Below are 15,243 nucleotides of genomic sequence, written 5' to 3'. Positions count from 1 at the left end.
GCCGGCGGGGCGCGGGGCCGGGCCCCGGAGGGACGGTGTCAGTGGCAGGGCCTAGGCTTCGGGGCATGCTGAAAGTTGGCCTCACCGGCGGGATCGGCGCCGGCAAGAGCGAGGTGTCGCGGCTGCTCGTCGGGCACGGCGCGGTGCTGATCGACGCGGACCGCATCGCGCGTGAGGTCGTCGCGCCCGGGACCCCCGGTCTGGCCGCCGTGGCCGAGGCCTTCGGTCCGGAGGTGCTGGCCGCCGACGGCAGCCTGGACCGGCCGAAGCTCGGCTCGATCGTCTTCGCCGACCCCGAGAGACTCGCCGTACTGAACTCGATCGTGCACCCCCTCGTCGGAGCCCGCTCCCGCGAGCTGGAGAGTGCGGCCGCCGCCGCCGCCGCCGACGCCGTGGTGGTCCACGACGTCCCGCTCCTCACGGAGAACGGCCTCGCCCCGCTCTACGACCTCGTGATCGTCGTGGACGCCGCTCCCGAGACCCAGCTGGACCGGCTGACCCGGCTGCGCGGGATGACGGAGGAGGACGCCCGCGCACGCATGGCGGCGCAGGCGACGCGTGAGAAACGCCTGGCGATCGCGGACATCGTCATCGACAACGACGTTCCCCTGGACGCGCTCCGCCGGCGCGTCGGGGAGGTGTGGACCGATCTGGTGCGCCGGGCCCGGGCGGCCGGTTCCGACGAGCGGAATGCGTCTTCGAAATAGCGGGCACCCGTCCGGGCGTTGAACCGCGTCAGTGAGGGAAGGACTTCGCCGTGCCCGAGACCAGCGGTTCGACCGGACGTACTCCGGAGACGCATGTCATCGACTTCCGTGCCGCCGAGCAACTGCTCAACGCACGGGACCCGCGGGGCGCGGTGAAACTGCTCGACGGAGTCATCGCCGCCCACCCCGAGAACACCGCGGCCCGGCTGCTGCGCGCGCGTGCCTTCTTCGCCGCCGCGCAGCTGCGCCCCGCCGAGCTGGAGTTCACCATCGTCCTGGAGCGCGAACCCGACAACGCGTTCGCCCACTTCGCGCTCGGCCGCACCTACGAGCGCCAAGGCCGCGCCGGCCTCGCGATACGCCACTTCCGGCTGGCGGCCGCCCTGGACCCGAACCCGGAGTACCTGAAGGCGGCCCGCTTCGACAGCGGCGCGTGAGCCGGCGCCGCAAGAGCCATGGCGCGTGAGGCGGTGCCGCGTGCGTGGACGCTCCCTCACGAGTGACGGTGCCGCGGCGGGCGCCGGTACGGTGGCGGGCCGATGTCCACGGGCCGGTACGGCGGCACGTCCCGGCCCGGCTGAAAGTGCGGGCCCTGCCGGATGTGCCTGATGATCACGACCATGTCGACGGCGGCCACCAGCCACACCACCCCGCAGGCGGCCGCCCACCCGGGCCGGCCGAGCAGCGCGAACAGCACCGTGCCGAAGACCGCCCAGGCCAGCCCCCACACGCTCAGCCACAACCGTGCCCGCAACGCACTGCGGGCGGTCACCGGTTCACTGCCTGTACGCATCAGGATCACCGCTCCTTCATGCAACGTACTCTTCGAGCGGACTTTCACCAAGGGGGACCCCGCCGTGCTGCCGGACGCCGACGACCTGCCCGACCTGCTCCTCGACCTCGCCGTGCCGCACGAGGACATCAACGAGGTGGTGGCACTGCGGCGGACCGTGGCCGCCGATCCCGGGCTGCGGCGGCTGCTGGAAGAGGGCGCCGAGGACGTGACCGGTGCCGTGCGGGAGGTGGACGACCCGGCCGGGCTCGGTGACCGGGCCGCCCAGGCTCCGGCCGCGCTGGGCGACTACTTCCTCGTGTACGTCTTCCTGGCGGCGGTGCCGCACGTCCGCGCGGTGCACCGGGCGCGCGGCATTCCCGACGACGTCTCCCGCCACACACTCGCCGACCTCGGCCGTGGCATGGCACTGCATCGCAGACGGTTCGGCGGCGGTGGGCTGGGAACGCGCCAGAGCCACTGGCTCACCCGCCACTTCTGCGGCCGCCTCTACCAGCTGGGACGCCTGCAGTACGAGCGGACCGGGCTCGGCGAGCGCACGGCACAGGCGATCAGGGCGGCCGGCATCGAGGTGACCGGCGGCGAGCCCTCCCTGGACCTGCACATCCCCGACTTCCGCGGGCCGCTCACCCCCCTCGCCTGCGACCGCTCGCTGGACCACGCCCGGGAGTTCTTCGCCCGGCACTTTCCCGAGGAGCCCCACGCCGTCGCGACCTGCCACTCCTGGCTGCTCGATCCGCAGCTGCGACAACACCTGCCGGCGGGCTCCAACATCGTCCGCTTCCAGGAGCGGTTCCGGCCCGGATGGGAGGATCCGGAGCCGGCCGACACCACACCGGTCGGATTCGTCTTCGGCGACCCGGACCTGCCGGTACCGGACCTGCCCCGGCGGACGCCGGTGGAGCGGGTGGTCGGTGACCACCTGCGGGCGGGCGGCCACTGGTACGTCGGGCACGGATGGTTCCCGTGGGACCGGTGACAGCCGTCAACTGCGGTTTGCCGTCGGAAAGTTCCCGTCCGGCTTTCGAACTGCTCGAACGAGTGAACCGTCGAGATGCTGGAACCGCGGTGCGGCGACGGGCCGTTGTTCGGGCATGACAGTTGAAATGCGTGAAGGGTATGAGGGGACGGGGCCGGGGGCGATCACCCCGGACGGCTGCGCGGTCGAGCTCTACTCGCGGCTGACCGCGGGCGCCGAGCCGGACATCATCGAGGCGGCGGTCCCGGCCGGCGCCCGCATCCTGGAGCTCGGCAGCGGTGTGGGACGCATGACGCACCCGCTCGTGGAGCGCGGGTTCACGGTCACGGCGGTGGACGAGTCGGCGGAGATGCTGGAGCGCGTGCGCGGGGCGCGCACGATACGCAGCACCATCGAAGGGCTCGACCTGGGCGAGAAGTTCGACGTCGTGATGCTCGCGTCCTTCCTGGTGCACAGCGGGGACGTGGAAGTGCGCCGGGGCATGCTGCGGACCTGCGCGGCGCACGTGGCGGACGGCGGCTGCGTGCTCATCCAGCGGGAGGGCGCGGACTACCACACGAAGGTGCCGAGGGAGCGGGTCGACCTCAGCGGCTACACCGTCCGGCTCGTGTCGGCCGAGCCGGTCGGGGGCGGGGTGAACTCGGTGCGGGCGGAGTACGAGTTCCCGGACGCGACCTGGACCCAGACCTTCCTGGCCCGACCGCTCACCCGGGAACAGTTCGAGGAGGCACTCGCGGAAGCGGGACTGGCGGTGACCGAGTACCTGACCGAGGACGGGACATGGGTGAAGGCGGTGCCGTCGGCGTAGGGGTGTGCGACGGCCAGGCGGGTCACCGTCCGCCGGGGCGGCCACCGCCCGGGCGCCCTGCCGAGCCCATGCCGCCTCCGCTCATGCCGCCGGGCCCGCTCATGCCGCGCAGTCGTTCCAGTTCGCGGCGGTCGCGCTTGGTGGGGCGGCCGGTGCCGCGGTCGCGGATGCCCATGGGGGCGAGGGCCTCCCGGGGCGGGGGCGGCGGGGAGTTGTCGATGTAACACACGGCGGCCACCGGGGCACCGACCCGCTTGCGGATCAGCCGCTTCACGACGACGACCCGCTCCCGCCCCTCGTGGCGCAGCCGCACCTCGTCGCCGACGCGCACGGAGTGGGCGGGCTTGACCCGCTCGCCGTTCACCTGGACGTGCCCGCCCCGGCAGGCGGTGGCTCCCATGGAGCGGGTCTTGACCAGGCGCACGGCCCAGATCCAGCTGTCGATCCGCACGTTCTCACCGGGAGCCGGCCCCGCGGCTTCGGCGGCGGCGACGGCCGCGGCCACAGCGGCAGGGTCGGGGGCCGGGGCGCCGGAGGCCTCGGCTCCCTCGCCGCTCGCCTGCTCCCTGCCGTCGTCCGCGTCCTCAGAACCCATAGCCCGACCTTAGCCCCCCGAGCCGGCACCGACGGAACCGTTTCGCCGGCGCCCGCCACCGCACTCCGAACGGGCGCGGGGCTGTCACCGACATGCCGCTGCCGCCGCGTGGACACGATCAGTCGCAGGCAGCCCGCGCCCGCCGCTCAGCACTTCGCGCAGACCGACATGGGTGCTCCCGCACTTCCGCCACCCCGACCGAACCGCTCCGAACACGCCTCCCCCTCGTCCCGGCTCCCCTTTCCCCGCCTCCGCCCGCTGGACCGGTCCTACCGTTGAAACGTGGACCGTACCCCCCTGACCCAGCTCACCCAGCTTGCCGACCTCGACCAGCGTGTCAGCGGCTGCCGTGCCTGTCCCCGTCTGGTCACCTGGCGGGAGCACGTGGCGCGTACCAAGCGCGCGGCGTTCGCCGACTGGACGTACTGGGGCCGGCCCGTCCCCGGCTTCGGGCCCGTCGACGCCCGGCTGCTGATCGTCGGCCTGGCTCCGGCCGCGCACGGCGGCAACCGCACCGGGCGGATGTTCACCGGCGACCGTTCCGGTGACGTGCTGTACCAGGCGCTGTACGACATCGGGCTCGCCTCGCAGCCGACATCGGTGAGCGCCGGAGACGGGCTGGAGCTGCACGGCGTGCGCGTCACCGCGCCCGTGCACTGCGCTCCGCCCGCCAACAAGCCGACCCCCGAGGAGCGTGACACCTGCCGTCACTGGCTGGTCGAGGAGCTGACGCTGCTGCGGCCGACGCTGCGCGCCGCCGTCGTGCTCGGTGCCTTCGGCTGGCAGGCCGCGCTGCCGGCGTTCACGGCGGCGGGCTGGGCCGTGCCCCGCCCCCGTCCGGTCTTCGCCCATGGCGCCCGGGTCGGCCTTGACGGCCTGGACCTCTTCGGCTGCTTCCATGTCAGCCAGCGCAACACCTTCACCGGCCGCCTCACCCCCGAGATGCTCCGCGACGTGCTGCGGACGGCTGCGGAGGCGGCCGGGCTGGGGTGAGGGGCGGGGCTCGGCGGAGCTGGGAGACTCCTGTGCGAACCGGTGTTCCTGCCGGCGGGGCATTCGCGGCTAGCCGCCGGTGTCCTCGCCGAAGGCGCCGGCTTCGCCGCCGAAGAGGTGCCGCACCGTCGACCGGTAGTTGGCCTGGACGTGGCCGAGCGCGCGGGCCCGGGCGCGGTCCGGGTCGCCGGAGGCGATCGCGGCGTACAGCTCGCGGTGCTCGGTGAGGAGCTGGGGCCACTCCTCGTTGCGCCGGGTGAGCCAGCGCAGGCGGCCGTCGACCGGCTCCATGACCGAGATGAGCAGGCTGTTGCTGGCCAGGGCCAGGATCCGGTCGTGGAAACGGGTGTTGATGTCGGTGATGGTCTCGGCGTCGCCCGCCTCGGTCGCGGTGGCCGCCCGGTCGAGCAGCTCTCGCAGCTCGGCCAGCGCCTCCGGTGTCGCCCGCGCCGCCGCCAGGCCGGCCGCGTACACCTCCAACGCCTCGCGCAGCTCGAAGAGTTCCTTGACGTCGGTCGGGGTCAGTCGGCGCACGACCGTACGGCGGGCCGACTCGAAGAGCACGAACCCCTCGGCGACCAGGGCGCGGATCGCCTCCCGGACCGGCACCCGGGAGACTCCGAACCGCTCGGCGAGCTCCCGTTCCACCAGCCGGTCGCCGGGGCCCAGACGCCCCTCGATGATGTCCTGCCGCAGGGTCGCGAGAACACGCTCGCGCACCGCGCCCAACGGTTCGATCTTCGTGGTGGGGGAGCCCATGAGGTCATTTTCGCCGACCCGGGGGGCTTTTACGGAGCCGTAACGGGACGGACATCGGTCGGAACGCTTGACGGGAACACCATGACAGCACTTTGGTATACCAAAAGCTGGTACACCGGTTGGTTCCCTGGAGGCCCCGTGTCCCTCGCCGACCGCGCCGAAGCCACCGGCGCACCCGGGTTCGTCCCCGACCCCCGGCTCACCAACGAAGACCTCGCCCCCGCCGAACAGCGGAACTGGAAGGTCTTCGACCTCTTCGCCATGTGGATGTCCGACGTCCACAACCTCGGCAACTACACCTTCGCGGCCGGCCTGCTGGTCCTCGGCATGAACGTCTGGCAGGTCTTCACCTCCCTCCTCGTCGGCTTCGTGCTGATCTACGTCGGCATGAACTGGATGGGCAGGATCGGCCAGCGCCACGGCGTGCCGTTCCCGGTGGTCAGCCGGATCAGCTTCGGCGTCTGGGGCGCCAACGTCCCGGCGCTCATCCGGGCCGTGATCGCCATCATGTGGTACGGCATCCAGACCTATCTGGCGTCCGTCGCCGTCAACGTGATGCTGCTGGCGGCCTGGCCCGGCCTGAAGTCCCTGACGGAGAGCTCCTTCCTCGGCCTGGACGCGCTCGGCTGGATCTCCTTCGTCTCGCTCTGGCTGGTCCAGGCGGCGATCATCAGCCGGGGCATGGAGTCGGTCCGCAAGTTCCAGGACTTCTGCGGCCCGGCGATCTGGCTGGTCATGATCGCGCTGGCGGTCTGGATCCTGGCCAAGGCCCACTGGACCATCTCGCTCACCTCCACCCCGCATCCCGTCTCCACCGGTGAGCAGTGGCGGCAGTGGTTCGGCGCGATCGGCCTGATCCTCGCCACCTACGGCACGCTGATGCTCAACTTCTGCGACTTCTCCCGCTTCGCGCCCGACTACCGGACCGTGCGCCGCGGCAACTTCTGGGGTCTGCCGGTCAACTCCACGGCCTTCGTGGTCGTCTCCGTGATCGTCACGGCAGGCTCCCTGGAGGTGTTCGGCGAGGCCATCACCGACCCGGCCGAACTGGTCGCCAAGGTCGGCAACACCTGGGTCCTGATCGTGGCGGCGCTGACCTTCGCGGTCGCCACCATGGGCGTCAACATCGTCGCCAACTTCGTCTCACCGGCGTACGACCTGGCCAACGTCTGGCCGCAGAAGATCAGCTTCCGGGTCGGCGGCATGATCAGCACGGTCGCCGCGCTGGTCGTCACCCCCTGGAACCTCTTCTCGAACCCCACCGTCGTCAACTACTTCCTCGGCGGACTCGGCGCCTTCCTGGGCCCGCTGTTCGGCGTGATCATGGTCGACTACTACGCGATCAAGCGCGGCAAGGTGGATGCGCGGGCGCTCTTCGACGCGGCCCCCGGCTCCCCCTACCACTACCGCAAGGGGGTCAACCCGAAGGCGCTGTGGGCGTTCCTGCCCTCGGCGGCGGTCGCGGCCGTGCTCGCGCTGGTGAAGACGTTCGGCGACGTGGCGCCGTACTCCTGGTTCATCGGCACGGCGCTGGCCGCGGGCCTCTATCTGACGCTGTGCCGCGGTGACCGCGCCGCCGCCTCTGCGGCCACCCCCGTCGCCGTGGCCGAGGAGGTCTGAAGGACGTGCGGATCGTCGTCACCAACTGCAACACCACGCAGGAGATGACCGCGGAGATCGTACGAGGTGCCCGGGCCGCAGCAGGCCCGGGCACCGCCGTGACCGGGCTCACCCCGCACTGGGGGCCCGAGTCGGCCGAGGGCTGGCTCGACAGCTACCTGTCCGCGGCGGCGGTCCTGGACGCGCTGAGGTCATACGACGGTCCGGCCTACGACGCCGTGGTCCTGGCCGGTTTCGGTGAGCACGGTCGCGAGGGCGTACGGGAGTTGGTGGACGTGCCCGTCGTCGACATCACCGAGGCCGCGGCCCACCTGGCCTGTCTGCTGGGCCGCCGCTACGGCGTCGTCACTACCCTGGACCGGTCGCGCGGGCAGATCGAGGACAGTCTGGAGACCGCCGGGGTCGCCCGGAACTGCGTCGCCGTCGCCGGCACCGGCCTCGGCGTCCTCGACCTCGCCGCTGACCCCGGGCGCACGGAGGCCGCGTTCCTCGCGGCGGCCGAGCGGGTCCGGGACGCCGGCGCCGAGGTGCTGGTCCTCGGCTGTGCCGGGATGACGGGGCTGCAGCGGGTGGTGGGGGAGAAGCTCGGGGTCCCGGTGGTCGACGGGGTGGGCGCAGGGGTGAAGCTGGCCGAGTCGCTGGTGACGCTGGGACTCACGACGAGCCGGGCGGGGAGCTACCGCAAACCTCTGGCGAAGAGACGGGTGTGGGGGTCCGCACCGGGGCGGCCGTAGCGCGGGTGCCCGCGGGGGCGCGGGCCGCCGCGGCGGCGGGAGTGCCCGACCGTGCCGGCCACCGCCCCTGTGTCCAGGGCCCGGGCGACGGCGGGCGGCTCAGGGCCGCCACACGTACCGCACATCGGGCTCCCGCTCCTCGTTCCCGCTTCCGTCCGTGTGCTCGACGGCGACGAAGCCGTGCCGCTCGTAGAAGCGGTGGGCGGGCTTGTTGACCTGGAAGGTCCAGAGCATGAGCCGCCGCGGGGAGCGCTCCTTGGCCAGGGCGACGAACCGGTCACCGACGCCGCGGCCCCGCCACTCGGGGGCCAGGTACAACTGCGACAGCAGATCCCCCGCCAGCACCATCATGCCCACGACCTGGCCGCCGGCCTCCGCCACCCACGTCTCCCGCTCCGGCACCACGACGTCCCGGATGTACGCGCGCACCTCGTCGTCCGACCGCGGCCGGACGACGGTGGGCAGAGCGGCGCCGAACGAACGCAGCCAGACGTCGGCGACCCCGGCGGCATCCGGCCCACCGGCGCGGCGCAGTACGACCTCGGCGTTCATGACGGCGCCCCCTCGGGGACGACGGCCGTGGCCGTGATCTCCACCAGTTGCCCGGAGTAGCCCAGGCAGGCCACCCCGACCAGCGTCGACGCGTGCGGCCCGGCGCTGAGACCGGAGGCCTCGACGACCTCCCACACGCTGGACAGCACCGCCGGCTCATTGCTCACGACGTACACGTCGGTCGACAGCACATGATCCAAATCGCTGCCGACAGTACGCAGTTGCTCCCGCAGGTTCGAGATCACCTGCTCGGCCTGGAGCGGCGGGTCACCCTCCCCGACGAGCCGGCCCTCGCCGTCCAGCGGGACGGCACCGGCGAGGAACGCCAGCTTCGTGCCGGCCTCGACGACACAGACGTGGGAGTAGCCGGGCGGCGGGAAGAGAGCCGGGGCGGTGACGCGCTGGATCACGGGGGCTCCTGGAGTGACGGCGGGCAACCTGCCGATCATCCGCGCTCACGCCGGGCGCCCGCACCTGAATTTCCGGCGCGGGGTGTCACGCAGTCCCTCCGGTGCGCCGGTGTCACACCGGCGACGCCCCCGCAGCGGGCGGACCGCCGCGCGGCACCCGCCACCACCCGGAACACCCGGAACTCCGCACCCAGGGGAGGCCGAGCTGCTATTCGGCTTCGTGCCGCATATTCGGCCTGCGCGAAAAATGGCTGTGAATGGGAAAGTTGGCGCTGCTACCGTCCTTCGCGTGGCGAAACTAAATCAGATCATCGCGGTCGAGAAGGGCATTAAGTCCAAGGCTCATCAGGACCTGACGGCCGCTCATCACGGGTTGCAGAAACCCGCGTTGCTGGCCGGAATCTCGCGGACGTATCAGCCGAAGGACGAGGAGGGCGAGCAATTGCCGCCCGAGTCCACGCGGGTTCAGGTCAAGGCGGAGGACGTGCTGCGGGAGACCTCGGCCACGCTGACGCGGCTCTTCGACGTGACCGCCACCAAGGACTGGGCGAACTGCGAGGCCAGGGCCGATGTGAAGGTGGACGGACGGGTGCTGGTCGCCGGCGTGCCCGTCGCCTATCTGCTGTTCCTGGAGAAGCAGCTCGTCGATCTCGGCACTTTCGTGAGGAAGCTGCCGGTCCTCGACGCCTCCGAGTCGTGGGTGCAGGACCCCTCGACCGACGCGTGGAAGACCGAGCCCGTGCGGACCCTGCGCACCAAGAAGGTGCCCCGCAACCATGTGAAGGCCGAGGCCACCGAGAAGCATCCGGCCCAGGTCGAGGTGTACTACGAGGACGTGCCGGTGGGGTATTGGACCACCGTGAAGTTCTCGGGTGCCCTGCCCGCCCGGCGCGTCAACGGACTCCTCGACCGGGTCGAGAAGTTGCAGCAGGCCGTCAAGTTCGCCCGGGAGGAGGCGAACGGCGCCGACATCGTCGACCAGCGGGTCGGGGACGCCGTGTTCGGCTATCTCTTCGGATAGCCCTTCCAGTCTCCCCGGCCCCTGCGGCCGGGGTGCGCGAGGAGCGCAAAGCTGAAGCTGAGGCTTGTCGTGAAGAGCGGTCGTACCCACAGTGCGTATCGGGCGGGCCGCGTTGAATCTCAGACTCTCGCTCCAGACTCAGCATTCGCCGCCGATCGCCGGATCGACCGGGCCCGGGCCCCAGTACGTCGAAACGCAGGTTCAAGTCCTGCCCGCGCAGCTCGATGCGTGGTGGTCCAAAGGAAGGACGCGACGACCTCACGACTGACCCGGGTTCTCAACTGTGCCGGCGTGTGACGATGGGTGGCATTCCGGGGCCCGGGGGCAGGCTACGCCCTCGGGCCCGTTCCTCTTCCGCCCCGAATCGGGCCCGCGCGGAATTGCGTTCATAAAGAACGTGGCTCTCCGGGGCACTTGTCACACCCGCGAAATGCGAACGTACCTTTCCGCACCGGAACGCGATCTACCGTGGACACACACGCCAACAGCCCGGCCACCGTCGCCCGAAGGCACACCCCGCCCTCGTCCGGACAGGAGCCCTGTGTCGCGTCGTATCGTCCTGCCGCCCTGGCTCGCCCACGCCCTGCGCGCCCAGCGCGGGCCCGTGCCCTGGAGCGCGGTGACGAGAGGGGCGCTGGCCGCCGGGCCGTTGCTGCTCGCGGCCGTCCTGCTCCACCGCACCTCCCTGGGTGTCGTCGCCGCCGTCGCCGCCATGCTCGCCGGGGTCAACGACCGGCCGGGCAGCCGGCGGTCCGCCGTGCGGCGGCTCGGGGTACCCGCGGCGGCCGGGGCGGTGGGGCTGCTCGTCGGGACGTACGGCGGGGAGCACCTCACCGCCGTCCCCCTCACCCTGCTGCTCACCGGGCTCGGGCTGGTCGCCGGCGGAACGAGTGCCGTCGGTCCCGTCGCCTCCGGGGCCGGGACCCAGCTGCTGGTCGCCGCCGCCATCGGCGCCGGGATGCCGGTCGCCGAGGCGGGCTGGCAGCGGGCCCTCGCCTTCCTCGCCGGCGCCGGGTGGCTGGTCGTGCTGCGGCTCGCCCTGCCCACCCCGGGTGCGATCGCCGGTGACTTCCGCTTCGACGGGGAACGGGACGCCGTCGCCGCGGTGTACGACGCCGTCGCCGACCTGCTCGACGCGGTGGGCGGCGAGGCCGCGGGCCACCGGCGCGCCGCTCTCACCGCCGCGCTCGATCACGCCCAGGACGCGCTGACCGGCCCCCGGCTGCGGCGGTACGCGAGTTCCGCCGCCGAACGCCGGCTGCACGCGCGGTACGCCGCCGCCCTGCCCCTGGCCGAGGCGGCCACCGCCCTCGCCTGGGCCGGGGAGCCGGTATCCGGGCGGGCGGCCGAGGGACCCCGGCGGCTCGCCGTCGCCGTGCGGGGCGACGGCGGTACCGGCCCGCTGCCCGCGCCCTCCCGCTCCGCGCCCGCTCTGCGGGCCCTCGACGACGCCCTGCTGCGCGCCGCCGAGTTCTTCGACCGGGCCGAGGCAGGGGAGCAGCGGCCGCCCGCCCGGCGCCGCGGCCCGACGGAGATCCTCCGGGCCGCGCTCGGCAGCGGCGGACGGGAGTACGGGCTGCGGGTCGCCCTCTGCTTCGGGGCCGGCGCCGCCATCGCGCAGGCCCTGCACCACGCCCGCTGGTACGGCGAGCACCAGCACTGGTACTGGCTGCCCGCCACCGCCGTCTTCCTCGTCAAGCCCGACCTCGGGCCGCTCGCCTCCCGGGTGCTGTGCCGGGCCGCGGGAACCGTGCTCGGCGCGGTTGTCTTCGCCGGCCTCGCCGCCGTACTGCCCCGGCCCGAGGGGCTCATCGCGCTGGTCGCCGTCTGCGGGGCGGTCATACCGGTGTCCACGCGGCACTTCGGCGCCCAGACCGCCGTCGTCACCGTCCTCGTGCTCGCCCTGGTCATGGTCGGCGGTGAACCGCAGGCCTGCGTCAGCCGGATCGGCGAGACCCTGCTGGCCTGCGCGCTGGTGCTCGTCGTCGGGCACCTGCCGATGACGGGGAAGCGGGGCGGCGGGGTACGGGCCCGGCTCGCGGCGGCCGGGCGGGCCGCACACGCCTATCTGGACCACGTCCTGGGCGGGTCCGTCGACCGCGGCGAACGCTGGGCTCTGCGCCGCGAGGCCTACCGCACTCTCGCCGAGGCCCGTACCGCCATCGCCCTCGCCGCCGCCGAACTCCCCGCCCTCGCCCGGCACACCGAGGGCACGGACGCGGTGGCCGCCGTACTCGAACGGCTGGTGGACACCACCACCGCGTGTGCCGTGCACCTCGACGAGACGGGCCGGCTCACCCCCCGGCACACCCGGCAACTCGAAGACCTGACCGCCGAGCTGGAGCGGGCCGGGCAGCGGCTCGAGCTCGTGGTGCCCCGGATGCCGGTCGCCGCGTGAAGCGGCGCAGGACCACGGATGCGCGCCTTCCGCGCCGAGACGCGCCTCGGACGCCGCGCGGGCGGCGGCCCAAGGTGCCCTCCCCGTCATGGGGAGGGGCGGGCGGTTCCAGAGGGCGGGGATCTCGCCGGTCAGGGCGACGGTCGACGGGGAGGCCGGTGGTCGTGCACTTCGACGGCGGTCGCCAAGAGGCGGCGCGGACCCGCCGACGCGTCCGGCGGGGCGGAAGAAATCTCCGGCCGCACCGATGAGTTCTCTTCTCTCCCGCGGTCACCACCCGGAACCGACCGTTGTCCAGGAGGGCCCATGTCGCTTCCGGAGATCGTCTCGCGTGGGCGGTGGCGTGTCGCGCGCGCGGAGTTACTGCGCAAGGAGGAGGCGCTCAGGCGTGCGCGGGACGCGCTCAGCGCCGAGCGGCGCCGGCTGCCCATGGTCGAGGTGGACGCCGGCTACGTCTTCGAGGGCGGCGACGGCAAGGCGACCCTGCTGGACCTCTTCGAAGGGCGGCCCCAACTCGTCCTCCACCACTACATGTTCGCTCCGGAGTGGGAGGCCGGCTGTCCCGGCTGCGCCGCATTCCTCGACCAGGTCGGCCACCTCGCCCATCTGCGGGCGCGCGGCACCTCGTTCGCGGTGGTCTCCCGCGCGCCGTTCACCAGGATCCTGCCGTTCAAGGCGCGGATGGGCTGGACGGTGCCCTGGTACTCGTCCTGGCCCAGCGACGGCATCCGCGACTTCAACCGTGACTTCGAGGCGACCATCGTCGTGGACGACGAACCGGTCGAACGGCCCGGGATCAGCTGCTTCCTGCGGGAGCGCGACCGGGTCTTCCACACCTATTCGGTGTACGACGGCGGCCTCGACGGACTCGGTCCGGCCACCTCCCTGCTCGACCTGACGGTCCTCGGCCGGGTACCGGAGGGCAGTGACCGCCTCCGGTATCACGACGAGTACGAGGACTGACACAACCGGTCACGAACGTGGCCGAAAGTCAACGGACCCTCACCGTCCGCCCCGACGGGGTGTCGGCTACGTCTCAGTAGTGTCACCGGGCGAGCCGTTCGTGTTCTCCAGAGCGTTAACTCCTACAAGTACGACGCTTTTCTGGAGGTGCAGGATGGTGAACGGGCGAACCGTGCTCGAACGCTTTCCCGCAGGCGGACCGCGAGGATCATGGCCTGCGGAGGAGTTCGCGCAGGCCCGGCGGCTGGAAGGGCTGCCCGCCGAGGTCGTGATGGACCTGGCCACGGACACGTTCCTGGTCATCGTGCGCGGCACCGGCGGTGTCGAGAGTTAGTCGGCCTCTTCGGCTTGCGGCCTGACGGCTGAGCGGCCTTGACGGCTATCCGGCCTTGCGGACCGGTGGCTTCGCCGTGAACTGGTTCGCCTGGAGCGCGTACAGCTCCGCGTAGACCCCGCCGTTCGCCAGCAGTTCGTCGGGGGTGCCCGACTCCACCACCCGGCCCTGGTCGAGGACGTGCACCAGGTCGGCGTGGCGGACCGACGCCAGCCGGTGGGTGATCAGTACGACGGTCTGCCCGTTGCCCGCCAGCGCGCGGATCTTCTCGAAGACCTCCAGTTCGGCCCGCGCGTCCAGGGCGGCCGTCGGCTCGTCCACGATCAGGATGTGACCGCGCCGGTAGGCGGCCCGCGCGATGCCCAGCCGCTGCCACTGTCCGCCGGACAGCTCGTGCCCGCCGCTGAAGTTGCGGGCCAGCAGGGTGTCCAGGCCGCGCGGCAGATCCTCCACCACCTCCTCCGCGCCCGCCTCCGTGACCGACGCGGCCAGCCGTTCGTCCGTGAGCGGTGCCGACGAGCGGCCGACTGCCACGTTGACCTTGGCGGTGAACGGCCAGCGTTTGAAGTCCTGGGCGACCATGGCGATGCGTTCGGCGAGCCGCTGCCGGTCGGCGCGCGCCGCGTCGACGCCGTCCCACAGGATGCGGCCGCGGTCCGGCTGGTACAGCCCGGCCAGCAGCTTGACCAGGGTGGTCTTCCCGGAACCGTTCTCGCCGACCAGGGCGACGATCCGGCCGAGGGGGAGGGTGAGCGTGACGTCGTCCAGGGCGGGACGGCGGACGGCGTCGCCCGGGTGGTCGCTCGGATAGGCGAAGGTGACGTTCTCGAAGCGGATCTCCCGCGGATCGTCCGGGAGCGGGTCGCCGCCGACCGGGATCGCCCGTTCGGCCGCCTCGACGTACAGCCGTTCCAGGTCCCCCACGAACAGCGCCTCCTCGTGCAGCGTGTTGATCTCCAGCACCAGGGTGTTCAGGCTCGTCGAGCCGCTGCGGATCGCGATCACCGCCGTACCGGCCACCGACAGGGCCATCGCGCCGCTCAGCAGCAGGCCGCCCAGCGTCGCGTACGTGGCGACGGTGGCGAGGCCGGTCCAGGCCGCCGCGATCAGACCGGTGCGGGCCGCGAGCCGGGCCAGCCGGGCCTGCTCCTCCTCCGCGGTCTCCGACATGGCCCGGTAGTGCCGCAGCAGGAACGGTCCGACCCCGTGCACCCGGATCTCCGGCGCCGCCTCCGGCTCGGTGAGCAGCGCGCTGATCAGGTGGCCGGCGCGGGCGTGCTGCACCCAGGTGTGGAACGACTCGTAGCGGCGCCGGGCGTTGGTCAGGGCGCCCCAGGCGCTCGGGATCGTCATCGTGATCAGCAGCGGGAGCAGGGCCGGGTGCAGCACGGTCAGCACGCCGGCCGCGGTGATCAGCGAGATCATCGCGTTCACCACGCGCGTGCCGTACATGATCATGCGGCGGGCCGAGGAGGCGCCGTACTGCGCGGTGTCCAGCAGCTTGTGGAAGGCGTGGTCCTCGATCGCGGCGAGCTCGACGACCGCGGCCCGCTCCAGGTACATCTCGGTCGCCACCC

At 72.4% G+C, this 15,243-nt stretch carries 17 protein-coding genes; 11 read left to right on the top strand and 6 right to left on the bottom strand.

Annotated features, from left to right (window positions below; all coding sequences use genetic code 11):
- Positions 1 to 65: 65 nt before the first annotated feature.
- Positions 66 to 707 (top strand): dephospho-CoA kinase, encoded by a 642-nt coding sequence (gene coaE / locus LQ326_RS27615; RefSeq protein WP_234541151.1) that lies wholly within the window; start codon positions 66 to 68, stop codon positions 705 to 707.
- Positions 708 to 757: 50 nt separating this feature from the next.
- A complete protein-coding gene (locus LQ326_RS27610; RefSeq protein ID WP_234541140.1) occupies positions 758 to 1,144 on the top strand; it encodes a tetratricopeptide repeat protein in 387 nt (128 codons plus the stop codon).
- Positions 1,145 to 1,200: 56 nt separating this feature from the next.
- Here the strand turns inward: LQ326_RS27610 and LQ326_RS27605 are convergent, their stop codons facing one another.
- On the bottom strand, positions 1,201 to 1,500 hold the full coding sequence (locus tag LQ326_RS27605; RefSeq protein WP_234541138.1) for a DUF6343 family protein: 300 nt from the start codon (positions 1,498 to 1,500) through the stop codon (positions 1,201 to 1,203).
- 64 nt (positions 1,501 to 1,564) lie between these two features.
- Between LQ326_RS27605 and LQ326_RS27600 the strand changes: the two genes are divergently transcribed.
- Positions 1,565 to 2,479: an acyltransferase domain-containing protein gene (locus LQ326_RS27600; protein ID WP_234541136.1), complete on the top strand. Its 915-nt coding sequence runs from the start codon at positions 1,565 to 1,567 to the stop codon at positions 2,477 to 2,479.
- A gap of 127 nt (positions 2,480 to 2,606) precedes the next feature.
- Complete coding sequence (locus LQ326_RS27595) at positions 2,607 to 3,287, top strand: class I SAM-dependent methyltransferase (RefSeq protein ID WP_234541135.1); 681 nt, start codon at positions 2,607 to 2,609, stop codon at positions 3,285 to 3,287.
- Positions 3,288 to 3,309: 22 nt separating this feature from the next.
- On the opposite strand, the gene LQ326_RS27590 is transcribed toward LQ326_RS27595, so the two are convergent.
- A complete protein-coding gene (locus LQ326_RS27590; RefSeq protein WP_234541133.1) occupies positions 3,310 to 3,882 on the bottom strand; it encodes an RNA-binding S4 domain-containing protein in 573 nt (190 codons plus the stop codon).
- A gap of 282 nt (positions 3,883 to 4,164) precedes the next feature.
- Between LQ326_RS27590 and LQ326_RS27585 the strand changes: the two genes are divergently transcribed.
- A complete protein-coding gene (locus LQ326_RS27585; RefSeq protein WP_234541132.1) occupies positions 4,165 to 4,875 on the top strand; it encodes a uracil-DNA glycosylase in 711 nt (236 codons plus the stop codon).
- Between the two features lie 69 nt (positions 4,876 to 4,944).
- On the opposite strand, the gene LQ326_RS27580 is transcribed toward LQ326_RS27585, so the two are convergent.
- Positions 4,945 to 5,634 (bottom strand): GntR family transcriptional regulator, encoded by a 690-nt coding sequence (locus tag LQ326_RS27580; RefSeq protein WP_234541120.1) that lies wholly within the window; start codon positions 5,632 to 5,634, stop codon positions 4,945 to 4,947.
- A gap of 138 nt (positions 5,635 to 5,772) precedes the next feature.
- Between LQ326_RS27580 and LQ326_RS27575 the strand changes: the two genes are divergently transcribed.
- Positions 5,773 to 7,254: an NCS1 family nucleobase:cation symporter-1 gene (locus tag LQ326_RS27575; RefSeq protein ID WP_234541118.1), complete on the top strand. Its 1,482-nt coding sequence runs from the start codon at positions 5,773 to 5,775 to the stop codon at positions 7,252 to 7,254.
- A 5-nt stretch (positions 7,255 to 7,259) separates the two neighbouring features.
- Complete coding sequence (locus LQ326_RS27570; protein ID WP_234541109.1) at positions 7,260 to 7,988, top strand: aspartate/glutamate racemase family protein; 729 nt, start codon at positions 7,260 to 7,262, stop codon at positions 7,986 to 7,988.
- A gap of 99 nt (positions 7,989 to 8,087) precedes the next feature.
- Here the strand turns inward: LQ326_RS27570 and LQ326_RS27565 are convergent, their stop codons facing one another.
- Positions 8,088 to 8,540, bottom strand: a complete 453-nt coding sequence (locus LQ326_RS27565; protein WP_234541089.1) for a GNAT family N-acetyltransferase — start codon at positions 8,538 to 8,540, stop codon at positions 8,088 to 8,090.
- The gene (locus tag LQ326_RS27560; RefSeq protein ID WP_234541078.1) at positions 8,537 to 8,950 is read right to left on the bottom strand and encodes a RidA family protein; all 414 of its coding nucleotides are present in this window, start codon (positions 8,948 to 8,950) and stop codon (positions 8,537 to 8,539) included. Before LQ326_RS27560 ends, LQ326_RS27565 begins: the two co-directional genes overlap by 4 nt.
- Before the next feature lie 289 nt (positions 8,951 to 9,239).
- Between LQ326_RS27560 and LQ326_RS27555 the strand changes: the two genes are divergently transcribed.
- From LQ326_RS27555 to LQ326_RS27540, 4 genes are all read left to right on the top strand, one after another.
- Positions 9,240 to 9,971 (top strand): DUF7873 family protein, encoded by a 732-nt coding sequence (locus LQ326_RS27555; RefSeq protein ID WP_234541062.1) that lies wholly within the window; start codon positions 9,240 to 9,242, stop codon positions 9,969 to 9,971.
- Between the two features lie 619 nt (positions 9,972 to 10,590).
- Positions 10,591 to 12,369, top strand: coding sequence for an FUSC family protein (locus LQ326_RS27550; RefSeq protein ID WP_372496975.1), 1,779 nt, complete (start codon positions 10,591 to 10,593; stop codon positions 12,367 to 12,369).
- Positions 12,370 to 12,675: 306 nt separating this feature from the next.
- The gene (locus LQ326_RS27545) at positions 12,676 to 13,332 is read left to right on the top strand and encodes a DUF899 domain-containing protein (RefSeq protein ID WP_234541058.1); all 657 of its coding nucleotides are present in this window, start codon (positions 12,676 to 12,678) and stop codon (positions 13,330 to 13,332) included.
- A gap of 154 nt (positions 13,333 to 13,486) precedes the next feature.
- The gene (locus tag LQ326_RS27540) at positions 13,487 to 13,666 is read left to right on the top strand and encodes a DUF8839 family protein (RefSeq protein WP_181808251.1); all 180 of its coding nucleotides are present in this window, start codon (positions 13,487 to 13,489) and stop codon (positions 13,664 to 13,666) included.
- A gap of 45 nt (positions 13,667 to 13,711) precedes the next feature.
- Here the strand turns inward: LQ326_RS27540 and LQ326_RS27535 are convergent.
- A partial coding sequence (locus tag LQ326_RS27535; protein ID WP_234541055.1) for an ABC transporter ATP-binding protein occupies positions 13,712 to 15,243 on the bottom strand: 1,532 nt, incomplete at its 5' end.

Source organism: Streptomyces shenzhenensis, assembly GCF_021462265.1.
Taxonomy (GTDB): Bacteria; Actinomycetota; Actinomycetes; order Streptomycetales; family Streptomycetaceae; genus Streptomyces; species Streptomyces shenzhenensis.
Note: the sequence above shows the minus strand (reverse complement) of the source record. Positions and strands in the feature narration are given on the sequence as shown.

Excerpts from the sequence above, each read along its gene's own strand:
- coaE (WP_234541151.1), top strand. The coding sequence starts at position 66 with ATGCTGAAAGTTGGCCTCACCGGCGGGATCGGCGCCGGCAAGAGCGAG.
- LQ326_RS27605 (WP_234541138.1), bottom strand. The coding sequence starts at position 1,500 with ATGCGTACAGGCAGTGAACCGGTGACCGCCCGCAGTGCGTTGCGGGCA.
- LQ326_RS27595 (WP_234541135.1), top strand. The coding sequence starts at position 2,607 with ATGCGTGAAGGGTATGAGGGGACGGGGCCGGGGGCGATCACCCCGGAC.
- LQ326_RS27590 (WP_234541133.1), bottom strand. The coding sequence starts at position 3,882 with ATGGGTTCTGAGGACGCGGACGACGGCAGGGAGCAGGCGAGCGGCGAG.
- LQ326_RS27580 (WP_234541120.1), bottom strand. The coding sequence starts at position 5,634 with ATGGGCTCCCCCACCACGAAGATCGAACCGTTGGGCGCGGTGCGCGAG.
- LQ326_RS27565 (WP_234541089.1), bottom strand. The coding sequence starts at position 8,540 with ATGAACGCCGAGGTCGTACTGCGCCGCGCCGGTGGGCCGGATGCCGCC.
- LQ326_RS27545 (WP_234541058.1), top strand. The coding sequence starts at position 12,676 with ATGTCGCTTCCGGAGATCGTCTCGCGTGGGCGGTGGCGTGTCGCGCGC.
- LQ326_RS27540 (WP_181808251.1), top strand. The coding sequence starts at position 13,487 with ATGGTGAACGGGCGAACCGTGCTCGAACGCTTTCCCGCAGGCGGACCG.